Source organism: Saccharomonospora xinjiangensis XJ-54 (assembly GCF_000258175.1).
Lineage (GTDB): Bacteria > Actinomycetota > Actinomycetes > Mycobacteriales > Pseudonocardiaceae > Saccharomonospora > Saccharomonospora xinjiangensis.
In genome coordinates, this window is sequence record NZ_JH636049.1 from 3,459,947 (window position 1) to 3,481,549 (window position 21,603).

24 protein-coding genes are annotated in these 21,603 nt (G+C 66.9%); 19 read left to right on the forward strand and 5 right to left on the reverse strand.

What is annotated here, in order from left to right; genetic code table 11:
• Positions 1-5: 5 nt before the first annotated feature.
• The 5 genes from atpA (at position 6) to SACXIDRAFT_RS15665 (ending at position 4,984) form a co-directional block, all read left to right on the forward strand.
• Positions 6-1,649 (forward strand): F0F1 ATP synthase subunit alpha, encoded by a 1,644-nt coding sequence (gene atpA, locus SACXIDRAFT_RS15645; protein WP_006239565.1) that lies wholly within the window; start codon positions 6-8, stop codon positions 1,647-1,649.
• Between the two features lie 9 nt (positions 1,650-1,658).
• On the forward strand, positions 1,659-2,591 hold the full coding sequence (locus tag SACXIDRAFT_RS15650) for a F0F1 ATP synthase subunit gamma (protein WP_006239567.1): 933 nt from the start codon (positions 1,659-1,661) through the stop codon (positions 2,589-2,591).
• Between the two features lie 3 nt (positions 2,592-2,594).
• Positions 2,595-4,028: a F0F1 ATP synthase subunit beta gene (gene atpD / locus SACXIDRAFT_RS15655; RefSeq protein ID WP_006239568.1), complete on the forward strand. Its 1,434-nt coding sequence runs from the start codon at positions 2,595-2,597 to the stop codon at positions 4,026-4,028.
• A 131-nt stretch (positions 4,029-4,159) separates the two neighbouring features.
• Positions 4,160-4,525 carry a F0F1 ATP synthase subunit epsilon gene (locus SACXIDRAFT_RS15660; protein WP_006239569.1) on the forward strand — a complete coding sequence of 122 codons (366 nt, stop codon included), beginning with the start codon at positions 4,160-4,162 and terminating at the stop codon, positions 4,523-4,525.
• 24 nt (positions 4,526-4,549) lie between these two features.
• Positions 4,550-4,984 (forward strand): DUF2550 domain-containing protein, encoded by a 435-nt coding sequence (locus tag SACXIDRAFT_RS15665; RefSeq protein ID WP_006239570.1) that lies wholly within the window; start codon positions 4,550-4,552, stop codon positions 4,982-4,984.
• A gap of 147 nt (positions 4,985-5,131) precedes the next feature.
• Here the strand turns inward: SACXIDRAFT_RS15665 and SACXIDRAFT_RS15670 are convergent, their stop codons facing one another.
• A complete protein-coding gene (locus SACXIDRAFT_RS15670) occupies positions 5,132-5,704 on the reverse strand; it encodes a cob(I)yrinic acid a,c-diamide adenosyltransferase (protein WP_006239571.1) in 573 nt (190 codons plus the stop codon).
• Positions 5,705-5,887: 183 nt separating this feature from the next.
• Between SACXIDRAFT_RS15670 and murA the strand changes: the two genes are divergently transcribed.
• Positions 5,888-7,171, forward strand: coding sequence for a UDP-N-acetylglucosamine 1-carboxyvinyltransferase (gene murA / locus SACXIDRAFT_RS15675; protein WP_006239572.1), 1,284 nt, complete (start codon positions 5,888-5,890; stop codon positions 7,169-7,171).
• Between the two features lie 6 nt (positions 7,172-7,177).
• On the opposite strand, the gene SACXIDRAFT_RS15680 is transcribed toward murA, so the two are convergent.
• On the reverse strand, positions 7,178-7,801 hold the full coding sequence (locus SACXIDRAFT_RS15680; protein WP_040922705.1) for a LysE family translocator: 624 nt from the start codon (positions 7,799-7,801) through the stop codon (positions 7,178-7,180).
• A 440-nt stretch (positions 7,802-8,241) separates the two neighbouring features.
• Between SACXIDRAFT_RS15680 and ehuB (SACXIDRAFT_RS15685) the strand changes: the two genes are divergently transcribed.
• From ehuB (SACXIDRAFT_RS15685) to SACXIDRAFT_RS15705, 5 genes are read left to right on the forward strand one after another with little or no spacing between them, the layout of a single operon-like run.
• Positions 8,242-9,099 carry an ectoine/hydroxyectoine ABC transporter substrate-binding protein EhuB gene (ehuB, locus tag SACXIDRAFT_RS15685; protein WP_006239574.1) on the forward strand — a complete coding sequence of 286 codons (858 nt, stop codon included), beginning with the start codon at positions 8,242-8,244 and terminating at the stop codon, positions 9,097-9,099.
• Between the two features lie 23 nt (positions 9,100-9,122).
• Positions 9,123-9,833: an ectoine/hydroxyectoine ABC transporter permease subunit EhuC gene (ehuC, locus tag SACXIDRAFT_RS15690; RefSeq protein WP_006239575.1), complete on the forward strand. Its 711-nt coding sequence runs from the start codon at positions 9,123-9,125 to the stop codon at positions 9,831-9,833.
• On the forward strand, positions 9,830-10,492 hold the full coding sequence (ehuD, locus tag SACXIDRAFT_RS15695; protein WP_006239576.1) for an ectoine/hydroxyectoine ABC transporter permease subunit EhuD: 663 nt from the start codon (positions 9,830-9,832) through the stop codon (positions 10,490-10,492). Before ehuC ends, ehuD (SACXIDRAFT_RS15695) begins: the two co-directional genes overlap by 4 nt.
• 28 nt (positions 10,493-10,520) lie before the next feature.
• Positions 10,521-11,285, forward strand: coding sequence for an ectoine/hydroxyectoine ABC transporter ATP-binding protein EhuA (ehuA, locus tag SACXIDRAFT_RS15700; RefSeq protein ID WP_040922706.1), 765 nt, complete (start codon positions 10,521-10,523; stop codon positions 11,283-11,285).
• A gap of 52 nt (positions 11,286-11,337) precedes the next feature.
• The gene (locus SACXIDRAFT_RS15705) at positions 11,338-12,111 is read left to right on the forward strand and encodes an enoyl-CoA hydratase-related protein (protein ID WP_040922707.1); all 774 of its coding nucleotides are present in this window, start codon (positions 11,338-11,340) and stop codon (positions 12,109-12,111) included.
• 187 nt (positions 12,112-12,298) lie between these two features.
• Here SACXIDRAFT_RS15705 and SACXIDRAFT_RS15710 read toward each other — a convergent pair whose 3' ends face one another.
• Complete coding sequence (locus tag SACXIDRAFT_RS15710) at positions 12,299-12,838, reverse strand: NUDIX domain-containing protein (protein WP_006239579.1); 540 nt, start codon at positions 12,836-12,838, stop codon at positions 12,299-12,301.
• 74 nt (positions 12,839-12,912) lie between these two features.
• On the opposite strand from SACXIDRAFT_RS15710, the gene ehuB (SACXIDRAFT_RS15715) reads away from it, so the two are divergent.
• Positions 12,913-13,812, forward strand: a complete 900-nt coding sequence (ehuB, locus tag SACXIDRAFT_RS15715; protein ID WP_006239581.1) for an ectoine/hydroxyectoine ABC transporter substrate-binding protein EhuB — start codon at positions 12,913-12,915, stop codon at positions 13,810-13,812.
• 135 nt (positions 13,813-13,947) lie between these two features.
• On the opposite strand, the gene ehuD (SACXIDRAFT_RS15720) is transcribed toward ehuB (SACXIDRAFT_RS15715), so the two are convergent.
• Together ehuD (SACXIDRAFT_RS15720) and SACXIDRAFT_RS15725 are read right to left on the reverse strand one after the other, a co-directional pair.
• The gene (ehuD, locus tag SACXIDRAFT_RS15720) at positions 13,948-14,607 is read right to left on the reverse strand and encodes an ectoine/hydroxyectoine ABC transporter permease subunit EhuD (protein WP_006239582.1); all 660 of its coding nucleotides are present in this window, start codon (positions 14,605-14,607) and stop codon (positions 13,948-13,950) included.
• Entirely contained in the window at positions 14,604-15,326 is a 723-nt protein-coding gene (locus SACXIDRAFT_RS15725; protein ID WP_006239583.1) for an amino acid ABC transporter permease, read from the reverse strand. Before SACXIDRAFT_RS15725 ends, ehuD (SACXIDRAFT_RS15720) begins: the two co-directional genes overlap by 4 nt.
• Before the next feature lie 96 nt (positions 15,327-15,422).
• Here SACXIDRAFT_RS15725 and nucS point away from each other — a divergent pair, with 96 nt between their 5' ends.
• From nucS to SACXIDRAFT_RS15760, 7 genes are all read left to right on the forward strand, one after another.
• The gene (gene nucS / locus SACXIDRAFT_RS15730) at positions 15,423-16,082 is read left to right on the forward strand and encodes an endonuclease NucS (protein ID WP_040922708.1); all 660 of its coding nucleotides are present in this window, start codon (positions 15,423-15,425) and stop codon (positions 16,080-16,082) included.
• 155 nt (positions 16,083-16,237) lie between these two features.
• Positions 16,238-17,191, forward strand: coding sequence for a hypothetical protein (locus tag SACXIDRAFT_RS15735; RefSeq protein ID WP_232285314.1), 954 nt, complete (start codon positions 16,238-16,240; stop codon positions 17,189-17,191).
• Between the two features lie 62 nt (positions 17,192-17,253).
• Positions 17,254-18,252, forward strand: a complete 999-nt coding sequence (gene dhaK, locus SACXIDRAFT_RS15740) for a dihydroxyacetone kinase subunit DhaK (protein WP_006239586.1) — start codon at positions 17,254-17,256, stop codon at positions 18,250-18,252.
• Positions 18,252-18,872, forward strand: coding sequence for a dihydroxyacetone kinase subunit DhaL (gene dhaL, locus SACXIDRAFT_RS15745; RefSeq protein WP_006239587.1), 621 nt, complete (start codon positions 18,252-18,254; stop codon positions 18,870-18,872). Before dhaK ends, dhaL begins: the two co-directional genes overlap by 1 nt.
• Positions 18,869-19,558: a dihydroxyacetone kinase phosphoryl donor subunit DhaM gene (gene dhaM / locus SACXIDRAFT_RS15750; RefSeq protein ID WP_006239588.1), complete on the forward strand. Its 690-nt coding sequence runs from the start codon at positions 18,869-18,871 to the stop codon at positions 19,556-19,558. The genes dhaL and dhaM overlap by 4 nt, the downstream gene beginning before the upstream one ends.
• Positions 19,558-20,514 (forward strand): hypothetical protein, encoded by a 957-nt coding sequence (locus SACXIDRAFT_RS15755; RefSeq protein WP_006239590.1) that lies wholly within the window; start codon positions 19,558-19,560, stop codon positions 20,512-20,514. The genes dhaM and SACXIDRAFT_RS15755 overlap by 1 nt, the downstream gene beginning before the upstream one ends.
• Before the next feature lie 106 nt (positions 20,515-20,620).
• Positions 20,621-21,586: a DUF3558 domain-containing protein gene (locus SACXIDRAFT_RS15760; protein ID WP_006239591.1), complete on the forward strand. Its 966-nt coding sequence runs from the start codon at positions 20,621-20,623 to the stop codon at positions 21,584-21,586.
• Positions 21,587-21,603 lie beyond the last annotated feature (17 nt).

The window sequence follows — 21,603 nt, forward strand, 5'->3', positions numbered from 1 at the left end:
ACGACATGGCGGAGCTGACGATCTCCTCGGATGAGATCGCCAACGCGATCGAGAACTACGTCTCGAGTTATTCCCCGGACGTGAGCCGGGAAGAGGTCGGCGTCGTCGTCGATACCGGCGACGGTGTCGCCCACGTTGAGGGCCTGCCCGGCACCATGGCGAACGAGCTGCTGGAGTTCCCCGGCGGCATCCTCGGCGTCGCGCAGAACCTCGACCCGCGCCAGATCGGTGTCGTGATCCTCGGCGACTTCGATTCGATCGAAGAGGGCCAGGAGGTCAAGCGCACCGGCCAGATCCTCTCCATCCCGGTCGGCGACAACTTCCTCGGCAGGGTCATCGACCCGCTCGGCAAGCCGATCGACGGTCTGGGTGACATCGAATCGACGGAGCGGCGTGCGCTGGAGCTCCAGGCCGCCTCTGTGGTGGAGCGGCAGCCGGTCGGCGAGCCGCTGCAGACCGGTATCACGGCCATCGACTCGATGACGCCCATCGGCCGTGGTCAGCGTCAGCTGATCATCGGTGACCGCAAGACGGGCAAGACCGCGGTCTGCGTTGACACGATCATCAACCAGAAGGCCAACTGGGAGAGCGGCGACCCGAAGAAGCAGGTCCGCTGCATCTACGTCGCCGTGGGCCAGAAGGGTTCCACGATCGCCTCGGTGCGCAAGTCGCTCGAGGACGCGGGCGCGATGGAGTACACGACCATTGTCGCGGCTCCCGCTTCCGACGCGGCAGGCTTCAAGTGGCTCGCGCCGTACTCGGGCTCGGCGCTCGGCCAGCACTGGATGTACCAGGGCAAGCACGTTCTGATCGTGTTCGACGACCTCACCAAGCAGGCCGAGGCGTACCGCGCGATCTCGCTGCTGCTTCGTCGTCCGCCGGGCCGCGAGGCGTTCCCCGGTGACGTCTTCTACTTGCACTCCCGTCTCCTGGAGAGGTGCGCGAAGCTGTCGGACGAGCTGGGTGGCGGTTCGCTCACCGGCCTTCCGGTCATCGAGACGAAGGCCAACGACATCTCGGCCTACATTCCCACCAACGTCATCTCGATCACCGACGGGCAGTGCTTCTTCCAGTCCGACCTGTTCAACTCGGGTCAGCGCCCCGCCGTTGACGTGACCACCTCGGTGTCGCGAGTCGGCGGTGACGCGCAGATCAAGGCCATGAAGACGGTGTCCGGTTCGCTGCGGATCGACCTGTCGCAGTACGAGGAGCTGAAGGCGTTCGCCGCCTTTGCGTCCGACCTCGACGCCACCTCGAAGGCCCAACTCGACCGCGGTGCCCGGCTCTACGAGCTGCTCAAGCAGCCGCAGTACTCGCCGGTTCCGGTCGAACAGCAGGTCATCACGGTCTTCCTCGGCACGAACGGTCACTTCGACGACGTGCCGATCGACGACACGGCTCGGTTCAACAGCGAGCTGCTGGAGCACATCCGGCACAAGCACGACGACGTTCTCTCCGAGATCCGCGACAACGGCAAGTGGACCGACGAGCTTGCTGAGCGCGTCGTGTCGGTGGTGGCCGAGTTCAAGAAGGGCTTCACCACCTCCGAGGGCCGGTCGCTTGTCGGTGACGAGGTCGTCGAGCCCATGGACGCCGAGAAGGTGGGACAGGAGTCCGTGAAGGTGCGCCGTCCCGAGACGAAGAAGTAGGGCGCGGGTATGGCCGCTCAGCTTCGCGAGCTCCGGCAGAAGGTCCGGGCAACCAAGTCGATCGGGAAGATCACCAAGGCGATGGAGCTCATCGCCACCTCCCGCATCAGCAAGGCACAGGCACGGGTCCAGGCTTCCCGGCCGTACGCCGCGGAGATCACGAACGTGCTCTCCGCGCTGGCGACGGCCAGCACGAACCTCGACCACCCGCTGCTCGTGCAGCGCCCGAACCCCTCACGGGTGGCCGTTCTCGTGGTCACCAGTGACAAGGGTCTGTGCGGTGCTTACAACGCCAACGCCCTGCGTGCGGCCGAGGAACTGCTTGCCCTGCTCCGTGAGCAGGGCAAGAACCCGCAGCTGTACGTGATCGGCGGCAAGGGCGTGAACTACTACCGGTTCCGCAACAGGGAGATCGCGGCCAACTGGACCGGGTTCTCGCAGCAGCCGCACTACGAGAACGCCGCCGAGGTCGGCGAGACCCTGGTGAACGCTTTCCTCGCCGGCGCGGACGACCAGGGCACCGATGCGGGAGCGGACGGTGTGCTTGGTGTGGACGAACTGCACATCGTCTACACGGAGTTCCGGTCGATGCTGACGCAGACCCCGGTCGCTCGCCGCATCGCGCCGCTCGAGGTGGAGTACACCGAGGAGCCGGGGGGCATCCCGCCCGCGTACGAGTTCGAGCCGAGCGCCGAGCAGCTGCTGGGTGCTCTGCTGCCGAAGTACATCAACACCCGCATCTACGCGGCGTTGCTGGAGTCGGCGGCATCCGAACTGGCGGCTCAGCGCAACGCCATGAAGTCGGCGTCGGACAACGCCAGCGAGCTGGTCGAGACGTACACCCGGCTGGCGAACCAGGCCCGCCAGGCCCAGATCACCCAGGAGATCAGCGAAATCGTCGGTGGGGCGGACGCGCTCGCCGCCACAGGAAGTGATGTGTAAGCCATGACTGCCGTGCAAGACACAGCAACTGCGGCCAAGGGGCGGATCGTCTCCGTGACAGGGCCGGTCGTCGATGTCGAGTTCCCCCGTGGCGCGGTGCCGGAGCTGAACAACGCCCTCAAGGTCGAGATCGAGTTCGCCGAACTCCGTAAGACCGTCACCCTGGAGGTGGCGCAGCACCTCGGCGACAACCTCGTGCGCACCATCTCGCTCCAGCCGCAGGACGGCCTGGTGCGTGGTGCGGAGGTCACCGACACCGGCGCGCCGATCTCGGTGCCGGTGGGTGACAAGGTCAAGGGCCACGTCTACAACGCCCTCGGTGAGTGCCTCGACGAGCCCGGCTACGGCGAGGACCTGGAGCGGTGGAGCATCCACCGGAAGCCTCCGGCGTTCGACCAGCTCGAGGGCAGGACCCAGATGCTGGAGACCGGCCTGAAGGTGATCGACCTGCTCACCCCGTACGTGCAGGGTGGCAAGATCGGTCTGTTCGGTGGTGCCGGCGTCGGCAAGACGGTGCTCATCAAGGAGATGATCACCCGTGTCGCCAAGAACTTCGGTGGTACGTCGGTGTTCGCCGGTGTCGGCGAGCGGACCCGTGAGGGCACGGACCTCTTTCTGGAGATGAGCGAGGACGGCGTCATCAACGACACCGCGCTCGTCTTCGGGCAGATGGACGAGCCGCCGGGCACCCGTATGCGGGTGGCGCTGTCCGCTCTGACGATGGCGGAGTACTTCCGCGACGTGCAGAACCAGGACGTGCTGCTGTTCATCGACAACATCTTCCGGTTCACCCAGGCCGGTTCCGAGGTGTCCACCCTGCTGGGCCGGATGCCGTCGGCGGTGGGTTACCAGCCGACGCTGGCCGACGAGATGGGTGTGCTCCAGGAGCGCATCACCTCGACCCGTGGCCGGTCGATCACGTCGATGCAGGCGATCTACGTGCCTGCCGACGACTACACCGACCCCGCTCCGGCCACGACGTTCGCCCACCTGGACGCCACGACCGAGCTGTCGCGTTCGGTGTTCCAGAAGGGCATCTTCCCCGCGGTGGACCCGCTGGCCTCCACCTCGACGATCCTTGACCCCGCGATCGTCGGCGAGGAGCACTACCGGGTCGCCTCCGAGGTCATCCGTATCCTGCAGAAGTACAAGGAACTGCAGGACATCATCGCCATCCTCGGTATGGACGAGTTGTCGGAAGAGGACAAGCTCACGGTGAACAGGGCCCGCCGTATCGAGCGGTTCCTTTCGCAGAACATGCTGGTGGCGGAGACCTTCACCGGTATGCCCGGCTCGACGGTGCCGCTGGCCGAGACCGTCGAGGCGTTCGACAAGATCAGCAAGGGCGACTTCGACCACTACCCGGAGCAGGCGTTCTTGGGTATCGGTGGCCTCGACGACCTTGAGAAGAAGTACAAGGAAATCACCGGCAAGTGAGTTCCGTGAGCGACGGGGTGGCGTCCACTGTGGATGTGGCCCCGTCGTTCGTGTATCGCCGGTGTGTGTCAGCACGTCGGCGGGCCCGGCTACACTGGGCGGAACGCGCGTGAGGCATGAAGGAGAGCTACGTGGCTGAGATGTCCGTCGAGCTGGTGGCCGTCGAACGCCGCCTGTGGTCGGGTACGGCCAAGTTCGTCGCCGCGCAGACCACCGAAGGCGAGATCGGTATCCTCCCCGGCCACGAGCCGGTGCTGGGACAGCTCGTCGAGGGCGGCATCGTCAAGGTGACCACCACGGACGACGAGACCGTGACCGCGGCCGTACACGGCGGTTTCCTTTCGGTGACGGGCAGCGCCGTCAGCGTTCTCGCGGAATCGGCCGAACTCGGTGGTGAGATCGACGTGGAGCGAGCGCGCCGCGCGTTGTCCAAGGAGGACGCGACGGAGCGTGCGAGGGCTGCGGCCCGGCTCCGGGCGGCCGGTCAGTCGGTCTGACCGGACTACGAGCGGGAGCCGACCATGGACATCGCGACGCTGGTCCTGGCGCTCCTGCTCGTTCTGCTCGTCCTTGCGTTGTGCTACGCGCTGCGGTGGGTGGTCATGCGCCGTCACGGCGGCGTGAGCGTGGCTCTGCGGTGGCAGCCGGACCGCGAACGGTCGGGCTGGCACCTCGGTGTCGGTAGGTACCAGGGTGAGGAATTCGTCTGGTATCGCGTGTGGAGTCTGCGGGTCGGCCCTAGTCGCGTTTTCCGCAGGGACACGCTGGAGATCGTCGGTCGCCGTGATCCGGTCGGCACCGAGTCGTACGCCGTTCCGGCAGACTCGCGCGTGCTGCGATGCCGTCCAGGCGATGACGAGGCCATTGAGATCGCCATGGGCCCCGGGGCGCTGACAGGTTTTCTATCCTGGCTCGAATCGGCCCCTCCAGGCCGCCGCCTTCCGAGAGCGGGCTGACTCAGCCCCGCGTGTCCGCACTTCTCGTACATGCGTTGGCACTTGTGGCACGAGTGTCCGCACTTTTCCGTACCCACATCGGCAGGTCTTTCCCGGCCACCGGCCGTCGGCAGACTTTCCGACACTCCAGGTTCGCGCCTTCCGGCCTCAGCGGTCGCCCCCGGGCTTCCACAACACGTCTCCGCCGGGGTTGGCCACCCTGGCGAGGATGAAAAGCAGATCCGAGAGCCGGTTGAGGTAGGTCACGGCGATCGCGTTCGTGCCGTCCGGGTCGGCTTCGACGAGTGCCCACGCCGACCGCTCGGCCCTGCGGGCCACCGTCCGCGCCTGGTGCAGCAGCGCCGCCCCCGGAGTACCACCGGGGAGGATGAACGACGTCAGCTTGCCGACCCGCTCGTTGAACTCGTCACACCAGTGCTCAAGGCGTTCGACGTATTCCTTGGTGACGCGCAGCGGCGGATAAGGGGGATTGTCGATCACCGGGGTGCTCAGGTCGGCGCCGACGTCGAAAAGCTCGTTCTGCACGTGCCGGAGCACCCGGTTGATCTCCTCGGGCAGCGAGCCCAGCGCGATCGCGACGCCGACCACCGAGTTCGTTTCGTCCACGTCGGCGTACGCGCCGAGGCGCGGATCGGTCTTGGGAACGCGGGTTCCGTCGCCGAGTGCCGTGGTTCCGTTGTCGCCGACCCGGGTGTAGACGCGGTTGATCCGTACGGGCATGGCGGCAGTCTACGGCCAGGGGCTGCCCGGAGGCACTGGCCACATCGACGTGCGGCCACCGGCCGAGCCCACTTATCGTCCGTAGGTGTCCGAACGTTTCAGTATGAGCGATCTTGTGACCCGGTTGATCGGTAACGTGCCCCAGCGCACACGCCGTGACCGAGCCGGGCATGATGGGCCACCATGAGCGAGCACTTCGACGTGTACGGCGGTGCGCGTCTGGTCGGCGAGGTCGAGGTTGTCGGCGCCAAGAACAGCGTGTTGAAGCTGATGGCGGCCGCCCTGCTCGCCGAGGGGACCACCACGATCAGCAACTGCCCGCAGATCCTCGACGTCCCGTTGATGGCCGACGTCCTGCGCAGCGTGGGTTGCGAGGTCGAGATGGACGGCGACGTCACGCGCATCACCACGCCTGCCGAGCTGTCGCACCGCGCCGACTCTCCCGCGATGGGCAAGCTGCGTGCGTCCGTGTGCGTACTCGGTCCTCTGGTGGGGCGGCTGAAACGCGCTGTGGTGGCGCTGCCGGGCGGGGACGCCATCGGGTCGCGGCCGCTGGACATGCACCAGAACGGGTTGCGCAAGCTGGGGGCGACGAGCGCGATCGAGCACGGTTGCGTGGTTGCCGAGGCGGACGGGCTGCACGGCGCGCAGATCTGGCTGGACTTCCCGAGTGTCGGCGCGACGGAGAACATCCTGATGGCGGCGGTACTGGCCGAGGGAACCACGGTGATCGACAACGCCGCCAGGGAGCCCGAGATCATCGATCTGTGCACGATGCTCACCGAGATGGGCGCGCGCATCGAGGGAGCTGGCACTTCGACGCTGACCGTGGAGGGCGTGGATTCGCTGCACCCCACCGAGCACCGCGTGATCGGCGACCGCATCGTGGGGGCGACCTGGGCTTTCGCCGCGTCTATGACCCAGGGCGACGTGACGGTGACCGGTGTTGACCCGCACCACCTCGACCTGGTGCTGGACAAGCTGAGGCTGGCGGGTGCCGACGTCACCACGTACGACGGGAAGGGTTTCCGCGTCGTGCAGGACGGGCGGCCGAAGGCCGTGGACTTCGTGACGTTGCCGTATCCGGGCTTCGCCACCGACCTGCAACCGTTCGCCGTCGCGCTCTCTGCGGTGTCCGACGGCACCTCGATGATCACGGAGAACGTCTACGAGGCGCGGTTCCGGTTCATCGAGGAGATGGTGCGGCTCGGCGCCGACGCGAGGACCGATGGCCACCACGCCGTCGTCCGTGGTGTGGAACGGCTGTCGAGCGCGCCGGTGTGGGCCTCCGACATCCGCGCGGGTGCCGGCCTTGTGCTCGCGGGTCTCTGCGCGGAGGGCGTCACGGAGGTGTGGGACGTGTTCCACATCGATCGCGGCTATCCCGCGTTCGTGGAGAACCTCAATCGTCTCGGCGCGCGGGTCGAGCGCGTCACTGCCGAACCCGACCGCGTCGTCGCCGAGTGAGCGGCGTCAGTCGTTGATCGCGAGGGCCGCGCCGAATCCGATGAGTGTCGTGCCGGTGGCCACATCGAGGCCCCGGCGCACGCTCCTTCGCTGGAACCAAACCCGCACCGTGTGCACGAACGCCACCAGCAGGAGCAGCCACACCGCGCCGAGCACCGCGAAGGTGTAGGCCAACAGCAGCGTGTCACCCGTCGAGTGGTGGGCCGGATCGATGAACTGCGGCAGTACCGAGAGGTAGAGGGCCAAGACCTTCGGGTTCGTGACGTTGGAGAGGAATCCCTCGCGGAACCGGCGAAGCACGCCGGACCGCGCCGCGATCCCGTCGAGTGCCGCGTACTCGCCCCTGCGCGCCGATCTCAGTGCTTGGACGCCGAGATAGCAGAGGTAGATCACACCGATCCAGCGGAGGGTCTGGAACACCGGTTGCGACCGCACGATGAGGGCGCCGAGGCCGAACGCCACCGCTGTGCCCTGAACGAGGTTGCCTGCCGCGATGCCGGCCGAGGCGACGAGGCCACCCCGGAAGCCTCCCGCGAACGAGTTCTTCAGCGTGACGACGGTGTCGGGGCCGGGGGCGAGCACCACGAGGACGACCAGGATCAGGTAGCTGCCGTACGTACTCCACGTCACGTCGTCCGAGCGTAACCGGAAGCGGTGTGTTGCGGTGGTGGAACGCAGCGTGTGTGACGTCGCCGACGGGGTCGCGAGCATGGGTCCGCTCCGGGTGGAAATTCGCTCCGTCACACCGTTGAGCTGCCGAATCGTGGGTACAGACATACGGTCGGTGCAGGGAATATGCGCAGTGGGAAGTCGAGTCGAAATGGTCATTCGCCGTCGCTGACGCGGGGTCCGAGGGGGCCGTATCCGCCCTTTCGTCACCCCGTGGTGTTGATCTCGGTCTGATAACGGAGGGTCAACTCGGTTTTGACCCGATCGTGCAAAACACCTACGTTCGGTGACCATGTAGGAGAAGGCCGTTCGTCTGAGTCGGCGAACAGACCCAATCGGTAAGGGGTGCGATCATGGCTCAGGGTGAGTGGGCACGACGGGTTCTGTCCCGACGATCTGCCATGAAAGGTGCGCTCGCGGTCGGAGTTACCGCGACGCTCGCGGCGTGTACGGAAGCACCACAGACGGGCAGCCAGGGCGGCGGGAACACGCTGCAGCGCCTTCGCGACGCGGGCACGGTGCGGGTCGGTATCGCAGGTGAGATTCCATACGGGTTCACCAGGGACGGCGAGGTGACGGGTGAGTCGCCCGAGGTCGCCAAGGCTGTGTTCAACGCCATCGGGGTACCCAATGTCGAGTCCACCCAGGTGGAATTCGGCCAACTGATCCCCGGACTGAACGCGGGACAGTACGACATGGTGGCCGCGGGGATGGCGATCCTGCCGGAGCGGTGCCAGCAGGCACAGTTCTCGGCCGTTGACTACGTCACGAACACGGCTTTCCTTGTGCCGCAAGGCAATCCGGAGGGCATCAACAACTTCGAGGACGTCAAGGCGAAGGGCGTCAACCTCGCTGTCCTTTCGGGAACGATCGAGCAGCAGGTCGCCGAGTCTCTCGGTATCACCAACGTGCAGACCTTCGGCGGCCAGGCTGAGATGCTTCAGGCGATCCAGGCCGATCGCGCCTACGCGGGCGCGCTCACCGACATCTCGTTGCGGGCGTTGCTCGAGCAGAACCCCAACGCGAAGCTCGAGGTGACCGACGGTTTCGTGCCGGTCGTGGACGGTGAGGAGCAGCTTCAGGCGGGCGGTTTCGTGTTCCGCAAGGGCGACACAGACCTGGTGAACGCCTTCAACGAGGAGTTGCGGAAGCTCCACGAGAACGGCCAGTGGCTGGAGATCGTGCGGCCGTTCGGGTTCACAGAGGACAATCTGCCGCCTGCGGACGTCACCACCGAACAGCTGTGCTCGGGCGAGTGATGCCCGGGGCCAGGTAATCGAATATGTTCGACAACGCTCCCCACTTCATCTCCGTCATCGCCGACGGTCTCCTGGTCACGATCCAGGCGACCGTCGGCGGCATCATCCTGGCAACGGTGCTGTCGTTCGTGGCAGGTCTCGCGATGCTGTCGCGGTACACGGCTGTCCGGGCCATCACCCGCGTGTACGTCGAGGTCTGGCGCGGCACGTCCGAGGTCGTGCAGCTCTTCTGGCTCTACTTCGTCCTTCCCGTACTGACCGGATTCCAGCTTCTGCCGCTCTGGGCGGGAGTTCTGGTGCTCGGCCTGAACTTCGGCGCGTACGGTGCGGAGATCGTGCGAGGTGCCGTGCAGTCCGTGCCGAAGGAGCAGCACGAGGGTTGTATCGCGCTGAACTTCAGTCCCGCGCAGCGGATGCGGCGGGTGATCCTGCCTCAGGCGCTGGTCGAGATGGTGCCGCCGTTCAACAACCTCTTCATCCAGTTGCTCAAGGGCACCGCGCTGCTGACGTTCATCACGGTTCCCGAGATGACGCACCAGGCCACGGTCGTCCTCGTTCCCTCGTTCACCGGTGACGTCGCACTGATCTTCACGACCCTCCTGCTCTTCTACCTCGTACTGTCCATTGTGATCACATTCTTGATGCGCTTGCTGGAGCGCTGGGCTGCGAGGAAGGTCGGCAGAATGCCTGCCAAGCGCGAGGCCGCGATCGCGAGGGGCGGTGGTGTCGCATGAATTTCAGCTGGGACTGGGACTTCGCGTTCGAGGTGCTGCCCGCGATCCTCGACGGCTTGTTGATCACTCTCCAGGCCACCGTGCTCGGCTCATTGCTTGCCTACGTGCTGGGGCTGGTGTTCGCGCTGCTGCGGCGTTCGCCTGTTCGCGTGGTGAGCACGGCCGTGTGGCTGATCATGGAATTCGTGCGGAGCACACCGCTGCTGGTTCAGCTGTTCTTCCTGTTCTACGTGATGCCTCTGGTGGGCGTCACCATGTCTCCGATGGTGACCGGTGTGCTGGGGCTGGGGCTGCACTACGCGACCTACACCGCCGAGGTGTACCGCGCGGGCATCGAAGCCGTCCCGAAGGGGCAGTGGGAGGCCGCGACCGCGCTGAGCCTGCCCACTCACCGGACCTGGACCGCGGTGATCCTGCCGCAGGCCATTCCGAGGGTGCTTCCCGCGCTCGGCAACTACACCATTTCGATGTTCAAGGAAACGCCGTTGCTGCTGGCCATCGGTGTGCTGGACATCGTGGGCGCCGCGGAGGAGGAGGCTTCGCTGGCTTTCCGGTACGTCGAACCGATCACAATCGCCGGTGTCCTTTTCCTTCTGTTGAGCTACCCTGCCTCACTACTCGTTCGATACCTGGAGCGTCGTTTTGGACTCGCAAAATAATCCGTCGAACCACCCGGTGTCCGACGTGATGATCCGCTTCGACCGGGTGGTCAAGAAGTTCGGCGACAACGTCGTGCTGCGCGACCTGAGTTTCGAGGTCGCTCCTGGCGAGTTCGTCACGCTCATCGGGCCGAGCGGTTCGGGCAAAACCACCATCCTCCGGCTGCTGATGACGCTGGAACGGGTCAACGGCGGCACCATCCAGGTCGGCGACGAGTACCTCAGCCACATGGAGCGTGGTGGGAAGCTCGTTACCGCCGACGAGAAGCACCTCAGGAAGGTGCGCAGGCGCATCGGGATGGTGTTCCAGCAGTTCAACCTGTTCCCGAACATGAAGGTGCTCCAGAACCTCACCGAGGCGCCGATCAGGGTGCTCGGCAAGTCCCGCGACGAGGCGGAGGAACGGGCGAGGTCGCTGCTGGAGATGGTCGGGCTCACCGACAAGATCGACGCGCACCCCTCGCAGCTCTCGGGCGGGCAGCAGCAGCGGGTGGCCATCGCCCGCGCGCTGGCGATGGAGCCCGACGTGCTCCTGCTCGACGAGGTGACGTCGGCGCTGGACCCCGAGCTGGTGGCCGGTGTGCTCGCGGTGCTGAGGGACATCGCGGAGACCACCGACATCACGTTCCTGTGTGTGACACACGAGATGCAGTTCGCCAAGGATGTGTCCGACCGCGTCATGATGTTCGACAAGGGGCAGGTCATCGAGGACGCCACGCCGGAGAAGCTGTTCACCGAACCGGACCACGAGCGCACAAGGGAGTTCCTGCACGCGGTGCTGAACAGGGCGTGACGCCCCTCCGCGGGGCCTTGGTGCGCGGGTGGTCACGGGCTACGGTCGGGGCATGGGTGACTACGAACACGTCCTCGTCAAGCGGGAGGACGACACCGTCACGATCACCATGAACCGGCCCGCGCGGCGTAACTCGCTGTCCGAACCACATCTTCGGGAGCTGCTCGCCGCGTTCACCGAGGCAGGCACATCGGATGCGACCGGGATCGTGCTGGCGGGCGCGGGGCCTGTGTTCTCGGCGGGGCACGACTTCGGCGACGTCGCGGCGCGCGACCTCGGTGGTGTCAGGGAACTGCTGCGGTTGTGCACGGACGTGATGCGCACTGTCCAGTCGGTGCCGCAGGTGGTCGTCGCCCGTGTGCACGGGCTCGCCACCGCGGCAGGTTGCCAGCTCGTGGCATCGTGCGACCTGGCCGTGGCGGCGGCCTCGGCGGGCTTCGCGCTGCCGGGGGGCAAGGGCGGGTGGTTCTGCCACACGCCAGCCGTTCCCGTCGCGCGAGCTGTGGGACGCAAGCGGCTGATGGAGCTGGCTCTGACCGGCGATCCGATCGACGCGGCGACAGCGCTGGACTGGGGGCTCGTCAACCGCGTCGTGCCGGACGAGCAGCTCGACGACGCCGTCGCAGAGCTGCTGGCAAGGGCGACGCGGGGCAGCAGGGCGTCCAAGGCACTCGGCAAGCGAACGTTGTACGCACAGCTCGATCGTCCCGAGGGCGACGCCTACGCGCTCGCGGTGGAGGTCATGGCGTCGGCGTCGCAACTGCCCGGCGCGAGGGAGGGCATGGCGGCGTTCCTGGAGAAGCGCCCACCGGTGTGGCCGGACTGACCACGCACACCGTGTCCGCACTTCCTGCACGCGTGTCCGCACTTCCTGCACGTGTGTCCGCACTTCCTGCACGTGAGGCGGTCCCCACGGTCCTCCGAGCCGGCTCACGGGAGGAGACCGCCGTACCTGGGGTGCAAACACTCGTACGAGAAGTGCGGACACGCGTACGAGAAGTGCGGACACGGCGTCAGGCGGAGTTGCGGCGCTCCCAGAGGAGTAGCAGGGCGTAGGCGGCGATCGACTGGGCGTCGGTGATCTCACCTTCGGTCATCATTCGCTCCACGTCGGCGCGGTCGAACCACGCCGTGCGCATATCTTGCTCCTCGTGCTCACGTTCCGGCTCCCCGTCGGAAAGGTCCGTGGCGAGGAACACCCGCCCACGCTGGCTCGTCAGTCCCGGAGCGACGTCGAGTAGCCCGATCTCCACGAGCTCACCAGCGGAGAGTCCTGTCTCCTCGCGCAGTTCGCGAGCGGCCAGTTCGGCGGGAGGCAGCTCGGCGCGGTCGGGCGCGGTGCCCTGAGGGAACTCCCACCTGCGAATCCCGAGTGGGTAACGATATTGCTCGACGAGCTTCAGTCTGCTTCCGGCAAGGGGGATGACCAGCGCGTAGTCCGGTTTGTCGATGACGCCGTAAATGCCGTCGGAGCCGTCAGCTCTGCGAATCCGGTCCTCGCGAACCGTCATCCAATTGTTGACATACACCTGCCGTGAGCCGAGTCTCTTCATTCGCGACATTCTCCCTGAGCCACCCGATTGGGTTAGGGTCGCACGACCTGCCGTCTCTCGAACGGAGTAATCCCTTGTCGAAACGAGAGCTGAACCTCTCCCGCCGGGCATTGTTGCGCTACTCGGCCGTCGGCCTCGCCGCGGTGGGAGGGGGCTCGCTGCTCGCCGCGTGCCAGACCACGAACCCCGAGACCGGCCAGGTCGAGGGCTCGGGTCTGCAACAGCGCATCGACTCAGGTCAGCCCGTGCGGCTGGCGGTGGCCAACGAGCCGCCCTACACCAAGCTGGAGGCGAACGGCGAACTCACCGGCGCGTCCCCCGACGTCACGAAGGCGGTGCTGGAACGGCTCGGCATCACCAAGGTCGAGGGCATCCAGACCGATTACGACTCGATGATCCCCGGTCTCGACGCCGACAGATGGGACATCGTCAGCGCGGGCTTGTTCATGAACAAGACCCGCTGCGCCAAGGTGTTGTACGCCTCACCGGACATCGTCTCCACCGAGTCTTTCGCCGTGCCTGCCGGTAACCCGAAGAAACTGACCACTGTGGACGCTTTGCTCGATTCGGATGCGGTGGTCGCCGTGCTCGCGGGAAGTTACGAGTTGAAGACGGCGAAGGCACTCGGTGTGCCGGAGCCGCAGTTGCAGACCTACCCGAAGGCTCCCGACGCCATGCAGGGCATGCGGGACGGCCGTGTGGACGCCGTCCTCCTTCCCACATTGACGCTGAAGTCGCACAAGGAGCAGTACGGCGGCGAGTTCGAGATCACCGAGCCGCTCGAGGCGTTCCCGACCACGGGTGCCGGTGCGGCGTTCCGTAAGTCCGATGCGGACTTCCACAAGAAGTTCGACGCCGAGTTGAAGAAGTTCAAGGAGACCGACGAGTTCGCGCAGATTCTCGACAAGTGGGGCTTCGATGCCAAGGCGTCGCGGAACTCCACGACCGAACAACTTTGCGCGACGGAGGGCTGAGGGGTACCGCCAGACGATGGCGTGTTGTCCCAGTCCGAAGAGGGCTCGTGGTTGCCGCAGACGCGAGCTGACGGTGACTGCCCGGCGAGGTGGTGAACGGCCGGTGCGCCCGCTCACCACCTCGCCGGTTCGCGTTCAGCCCGCGGGGCGCATGCGCTGTTCGAGGCGGCGCAGCAGCAGCGCGGTCGGGTAGCTCGCCGCGAGGAAGATGAGGCCGGCGAGGGTCAGCGGTTCGAGGTACTCGTAGGTGTCCCCGCCGATGGTGCGTGCGGTGCGCAGCAGTTCGGGAACGGTGATGAGCGCCAGGAACGGTGTTTCCTTGAACATGGCGATGGCGTAGTTGCCGAGTGCGGGCAGGACGTTGCGGACAGCCTGCGGAAGGATCACCTTGCGCCACGTGATCGACGGCGGCAGTTGGAGCGCGACGGTGGCCTCCCACTGACCCTTCGGCACGGCGTCGATACCGGCCCGGTACACGTCGGCGCAGTAACACGCGTAGTGCACGCCGAGGCCGATCACACCGGCGGTCATCGGCGACAGTGTGATGCCCATGCCGGGCAGCGCGTAGAAGAGGAAGAACAGCTGGATCAGCAGCGGCGTGCTGCGGATGAACTCGATGAACGCCGTCGTCACCTGCGAGAGCACGGGTATCCGCAGGTTGCGCACGATCGCGAACACGAGACCGAGCGCGGCGGCGAGCGCGATCCCGAGGACGGTGGCGACGAGCGTGTACTGCACGAAGTGCGTGAGCAGTTCGGGAAGGATGTCGAACGTGTAGTCCCAGTCCCAGTTCATCGGGCAGGCACCTCCTCCGGCATGGGCTTGCGATACCGGAAGACGCTGCGCAGCCCCTCGTGTCTGCCGAGTTTGGACTTGGCGACCACCTCGGCCATGTTGGACAGCATCGTCACGCCGTACGCGAGCACGAAGTAGATCACCATCAGCGCCAGGTACATCACCGTCTGGTCGCCGCCTGCGAAGCGGAACGCCTCACCCATGTTCATGAGATCGACGAGCGAGATGGTGTAGAGCAGGGGTGTGCTCTTGAGCAGCTGGATGAACAGGTTGTTCATCGAGGGGATCATCAGCACGGTCGCCTGTGGCCAGATGACGCGGCGCATCCGCTGGGACGGTGACAGGTTCAACGCGACAGCGGCTTCCCACTGCGGTCGCGGTACCGCGTCGATCGAACCGCGGACGACTTCGGCCCCGTACGCGCCGTAGTTCAGGCCGAACGCGAGGACACCCACGAGGAGCGGGTCGAACTTGATTCCGAGCAGCGGCAGGGCGAAGAACAGCCACCACAACTGAATGGGCAACGACGTGCCCCGGAAGAACTCGATGATCACTCGGGCGAATCCGCGCACGGCGAGCGTCGAGGAACGCGCAGCCAGCCCCAGCAGTACCGAAACGACCAGCATGAGAACCGTGCCAAGAACGGTCACCAGGAGCGTGACGCCGAGTCCGCGAAGGAGGTTGTCGGTCCAGTCGAGCAGTGTCGGATTGTCATTCACTCGGTAAAACCTCTCGTCGGGGTCGGGGGTTGACCCTAACGGGGGATCGTCTTGGGTGGCGAATACTCGCTCACCGCAGTCGCCTACCCTCTCGTCGTGCGCTTAGTGATCGCCCGGTGCCAGGTGGACTATGCTGGCCGCCTCACGGCCCATCTGCCGATGGCCACCCGCCTGCTGCTCGTCAAGGCCGACGGATCGGTGTCGGTGCATTCCGACGACCGCGCCTACAAGCCGTTGAACTGGATGAGCCCGCCGTGCTGGCTCATCGAGGACGGCAATCTGTGGATCGTCGAGAACAAGGCGGGCGAGAAGCTCGTCGTCACCATCGACACGGTGATCGACGAGGTGGAGCACGACCTCGGTGCCGAACCGGGGCTGGTGAAGGACGGAGTCGAGGCTCACCTTCAGGAACTTCTCGCCGAGCACATCACCACGCTCGGCGACGGCTACACACTCGTGCGGCGGGAGTACATGACCGCCATCGGCCCCGTGGACATCCTCGCGCGCGACGCCGAGGGCGGCTCTGTGGCTGTGGAGATCAAGCGGCGTGGTGAGATCGACGGGGTCGAACAGCTGACCCGGTATCTGGAGTTGCTGAACCGTGATCCGCTGCTCGCGCCGGTGCGGGGAGTGTTCGCGGCCCAGCAGATCAAGCCGCAGGCCCGCACGCTCGCGGAGGACCGGGGAATCCGGTGCGTGACCTTGGACTACGACAGGCTTCGCGGTATCGAGAGCAACGACCTCACGCTGTTCTGAAAGGGTCTGAACGTGTGCGGCGCCGTGCCAGCGACGGCGGCCCTTCGCTCGCGGTGACGTCGTGATCCTGGGAACCTCGCACGGCCGCGGGGCGCGGCCGATAACGTTCACGCGTGCTGAGTCGTGCTGTATCGCGTCGGATGATCGTGTGTTGGGTGGCCGGGCTCGGTCTGCTCACCGGGTGCGCCGGTGAGGACCTGGCGAAGGAGAACTTCGAGCGCACCACAGTGAAGGCGGAGCCCGGCACAGGGCAGGGTCAGGTGCCCACCGGACCGATCGACGATCCCGCCGTCGAGCTGGCCACCCTGCGCACGGTGGACGCCTGTGGACTGCTCGGTGACGACGTCGCGGGCAACCTCACGCCGCAGGAGGAGCCGTCCAGCAGTGGCTGGGGTCTGTGCTCGCGTTCGTTCATCGACGCGGGCGGCAAACCCATTCGCGTGCTGCTCGAACTCGGCGAGGGAAGTGTCTTCGCCGACCAGGCCACGAGCAATGTCGGGGGTCTGCCGCTGGTGCAGACGGCCGTCGATGACACCTCCTGCTTCTCCACCGCGGTGACCCAGCGCGATCCCGATGTGGGTATCAGCGTGCTGGCCGATCACGAGCAGGGTGGTGGAGACCCGTGCCAGAGCAGCTACCTCGTGCTCGAAGGTGTGCTCGGCACGTTGAGGGCGAACCCGCCGACGCTGACGCCGCAGGAGGGTTCGTTGCTGACCGTGGACCTCTGCGAGTCGCTCGCCTCCGAGGAGTTCGGCGGCGCGCTCGGAACGGACGAGGAGGAGGCTCGTCTCCTGCCGGGAGGACTGCACTTCTGCCAGCTCTCGCAGGACGACTTCGTCGTGTACGCCAACGCCCGCGTCGCCTATCCCGTCGCGCCGATCGAAGGCACGAAGGAGGTCGAGCTCGCCAAAGGCATCATCGGCGTGCAGCAGCCTGGGACGACGGACACGGCCGAGTGCGACGTCTCGTGGAACCATCTCGGACTGTCCGAGCACGAGGCCGAGGTCATCACCGTGAGCTACTACGACTACACGGAGGAAGCCGATGTGGACGCTGCGTGTCAGCGAGTGACCGAACTGGCCGAAGCGATGGTGAAGACCCTGCCGTAGCACGGGAAATTCGTTAGGTTGAGAACCGGACCTGCCACGCATCGCCGCGCTCGGAGGTAGCTGTGAAGAAGATCATCAATGATCCGGCGACGGTGGTCGCCGATTCGCTGGCGGGTCTCGCCGCCGCGCATGCCGATCTCGTGCGAGTGGACTACGACCCGAACATCGTCGTCCGTGCCGACTCACCGGCTCGCGGGGTGTCGGTGATCTCCGGTGGAGGCTCGGGTCACGAGCCGCTGCACGTGGGCTTCGTCGGTCCCGGAATGCTGCACGGTGCCGTTCCCGGCGCGGTGTTCACCTCACCGACGCCCGACGCGGTCCAGGCCGCGATCTCGGCCACCACGGGTGACGCAGGCGCGCTGCTCGTGGTGAAGAACTACACCGGCGACGTGCTGAACTTCGAGACCGCGGCCGAACTGGCCTCCGCGGAGGGGCTCGACGTGCGCACGGTCGTCATCGACGACGACGTCGCCGTGGCCGACTCGACGTTCACCGCGGGGCGCCGCGGTGTCGGTGGCACCGTGCTTCTCGAGAAGATCGTCGGTGCCGCCGCCGAACGGGGTGACGACCTCGACACGGTGGAAGGGCTCGCCCGCGGCGTGGTGGAGCGGGTGCGCTCCATCGGTGTGGCGTTGACGGCGCCGACCGTGCCCCATGTCGGTGAGCCCAGCTTCGACCTCGGGGCGGGCGAGGTGGAGTTCGGCATCGGCATCCACGGGGAGCCCGGCCGCGAACGGATCGGCATCGAGCCCGCTTCCGCGCTCGTCGAGCGAATGGTGTCGGCGGTCGCGGAGGACTTTCCGCTGGAACGCGGTGACGATGTCCTGCTGTTCACGAACTCCATGGGCGGCACACCGCTGCTGGAGGTGTATCTCGCACACGGCATCGCCGAGCGGCTGCTTGCCGAGCGAGGTGTGAACGTGGTGCGCAGGCTCGTCGGCCCGTACATCACAAGCCTCGAGATGCAGGGCATCAGCCTGACGGTTCTGCGGATGGACGACCGGCTGACCGAACTGTGGGACGCTCCCGTGAGGACTCCCGCCCTGCGCTGGGGAATGTGATGGCCTGCACCACGAACGACGTCGTAACCGCCCTGCGCGCGGCGGCGGCCACCGTCGCCGAACACAGGGTCGAGTTGACCGACCTCGACCGGCCCATCGGCGACGCCGACCACGGGGAGAACATGCACCGGGGTTTCACCGCGTTGACCGCGGCCCTCGACGGCGCGGTGCCGGAGACACCAGGGGCGGTACTGAAGCTGGTGGCCACCACACTCATCTCGAAAGTGGGCGGCGCAGCGGGGCCGCTCTACGGCACGGCGTTCCTGCGAGCCGCCACGGCGGTGGGGCAGGCGCCCGAGCTGGACACCGCCGCCGTGGTCGCCGCGTTGCGGGCGGGGCTCGACGGTGTCGTGGCCAGGGGCAAGGCCGAGGTCGGTGACGCCACGATGGTGGACGCGCTCGCCCGTGCGGTCGAGGCCGCCGAAGCCGCCACGAGCGACGGCGTCGCGGCCGTGCTGACGGCCGCTGCCGACGCGGCCGACGAGGGGGCGAACTCCACGATCCCGCTCGTGGCGAGAAAGGGAAGGGCCTCCTACCTCGGGGAACGCAGTATCGGGCACCTCGACCCCGGCGCGCGTTCCACAGCCCTGCTGCTGCGGGCTTTCGCGGAGGCGCGATGAGGGTCGGTCTTGTGGTGGTGTCGCACAGCGCCAAACTCGCCGAGGGGATCGCCGAGGTCGCCGAGCAGATGGCTCCCGACGTCACGGTGGTGCCTGCGGGCGGAGGACCGGACGGCGGGATCGGCACCGACTACGACGCGGTGGCCGCAGCCGTTGAGCGGGCGAACAGCGGTTCGGGAGCCGTGGTGCTGTACGACCTCGGCAGCGCCCAGATGACGGCCGAGATGGTGGTGGAGGCTCTCGACGATCCCGGGGCCGCCGTGGTCGTGGACGCACCGCTCGTGGAGGGAACGGTGGCGGCGGCGGTGGCGGCACAGGGTGGTGCCGACCGCGCGGGCGTCGCGCAGGCTGCCGCCGAAGCAGGCGGAGCAGCAGGGGCAGCCGCCGCGTCTGCCGCTCCTGCGGCTGCCGAGGCGGGCGCCCTGCGAACGGAGTTCGTACTGGACAACGAGGCCGGGCTGCATGCGCGGCCCGCGGCGTTGCTGGTGAGGGCCATCGCCGGGGTAGACGCCGACGTCCGTATACGGTTCGGTGACGACGAGGCCGACGGGCACAGCGTTCTGGCGATCATGTCCCTGGGCGCGCGCAAGGGTGACCGCGTCGGTGTGGAGGCCGCGGGGCCGCAGGCGCAGGAAGCGATCGAACGGATCGAAGCGCTGGCGCGACGACATTTCGACGAGGGCTGATGAGGAAATACTGGGGGATCGGCGCCACGCTGCTCGTGGCGCTCGCGGGCTGCGGAGGCGGCACGGTCGAGGGAACACCGGAACCCGACGGCGGGGACGAGCCGATCAGCAGTGCCGTGCTGGGAGACGCCCGCACGCTCGATCCGTGCTCGCTGGTGGCTCCTGAGGCGTTCGCGTCACACGGTGACGCTCGCAGGGTGGCCCGCGAATCACTGGATCACTGCCGGGTCGCGGTGGCCGTCGATCGCGAGAACGTCATCGTGGACTACGGTCTGCTGCTTCCGGAGGACGCGGAAGGCGAACGGCCGGTGACCACTCTGGCGGGAGACGTGAGGGTGGTGGCCACGTCGGCGGAGGGCACTCGCCCGTGCACGCTCCGCGTCGTGCTCGCCGACGAGACCCGCATCGAGGTGAAGGCCGACGCGCAGCGTTCCGGCAGCGCCATGCCGAGCGAGACGGTGTGCGCGGTGGCGAGGACGGCCGCCGAGGGTATCCACACGTCGCTGTCGTCGGGTGCCGTCGAACACTGGGAGCCGCCGACGACCTCGCTCGCGCGGTTGTCGGCATGCGGGCTTCTGCCCGCCAGGGAAGTCGCCGACCTCGTCGGAACGTCCTCCGAGGTCACGCTGTATCCCGCCGAGCACCAGTGCACATGGGGCACGCCTGGCGGCGAGCAGCCCAACGCGCAATTGGACTTCACGGTGGGCCCGAAGCCGGACTTCACCAATGCGGACAAGGAAACCGTCGCCGGCCGCGACACTATGGTCCATCTGGCGCAGACCGACTCGTTGTCGGTGTGCACCCTCACCACCGAGCACGGCCCGTTCGCCGAGGCGGTGGACGGCGAGGTGGAGCTCGCGGTGGTGCGAGTACTGCTGACGGACGGTGAGGCCGACCCGTGCGAACACGGCATCGACCTCGCCGAGGCCGCCTGGGAGAAGCTGCCTGCCCGGTGAGCGCAGGTCCCCCCGTGGCGTAGCAGAGAGCACGGTCGGCTCTCACGTTGATCACGACTCGGCAACCGGCGTGACACCGGCCTGGTAGGACGGCGATGTCACGCATGTGTTGTTGAGACGACTCGCGGTTTTCGTCCTTTTCGGAATCCTGCTGGCGGCGTGTGCGCCGACCGTGAAGGGCGAGGCCGACGCCGGTCAGGTACCGCCGCTGGAGAGCGGCGAGGCGCTGGGTGACCTCACCACCGTCGATTTCTGCACCCTGCTCGACAAGCAGGGGCTGCGGGAGGCCGACGTGTCGGTGGAGGTGGCGACGTCCGGGTTCCTCCGGTGCACCGCAGAGGTCGAGCTGGGGATGGCCGGGCTGTCCGTGACGATCGGGGACCTGTACTGGGCCACGCCGTTCTTGGAGGCCGACGAGTCCCGCGAACTCGCGCGGTCGGTGCATCGAAGGCATTTCGAGGAGGAGTCGGTCTGCTGGCGGGAACTCGTGTTCTCGGACGAGGTTGCCCTCGACATCTCCGTGTACGAGTCGTACGGCGACATCGAGGGAACCAAGGGGGATGTCGAGATGTGCGTCGTGGCCGACCTCGTCACCGACGGTGTCCAGCAGGCCGTGTACTCGGGTGGTGGCGAGTCGATGACCTTCCCCGAAGGCTCGCTCGACGAGCAGGAGCCGTGCTCGCTGCTCTCCGCGGACGAGGTGATCGACATCCTCGACGTCGAGGACGTGATGTTCGAGCACGCCCTCGGCGGCGGCGGCTGCTCGTGGTGGTGGTTCGACGACTTGTACGTGGGGACCGACGTCGAGTTCGGCGTCGTGGACTTTGGTGCGGGCGCCGCCGATGCCGAGGACTACTACCCCGACGAGGTCGCGGGACGTCCCACGCGAACCGACTATTTCGGCGAGGGGCAGTGCATGGTGGAGACACCTCACATGATCGTGCCCTCCGAGGCGCCGACCGAGTTGGAGGTGGTCGGCGTCTACACCTACGGCAAGGACGACGAATCCTGCACCGCGGCGAGGAAGCTGGCCAAGCTGGCCTGGACGCGGCTGCCCGAGTACGAGGGCTGAGCCCAAACACCCCCTGG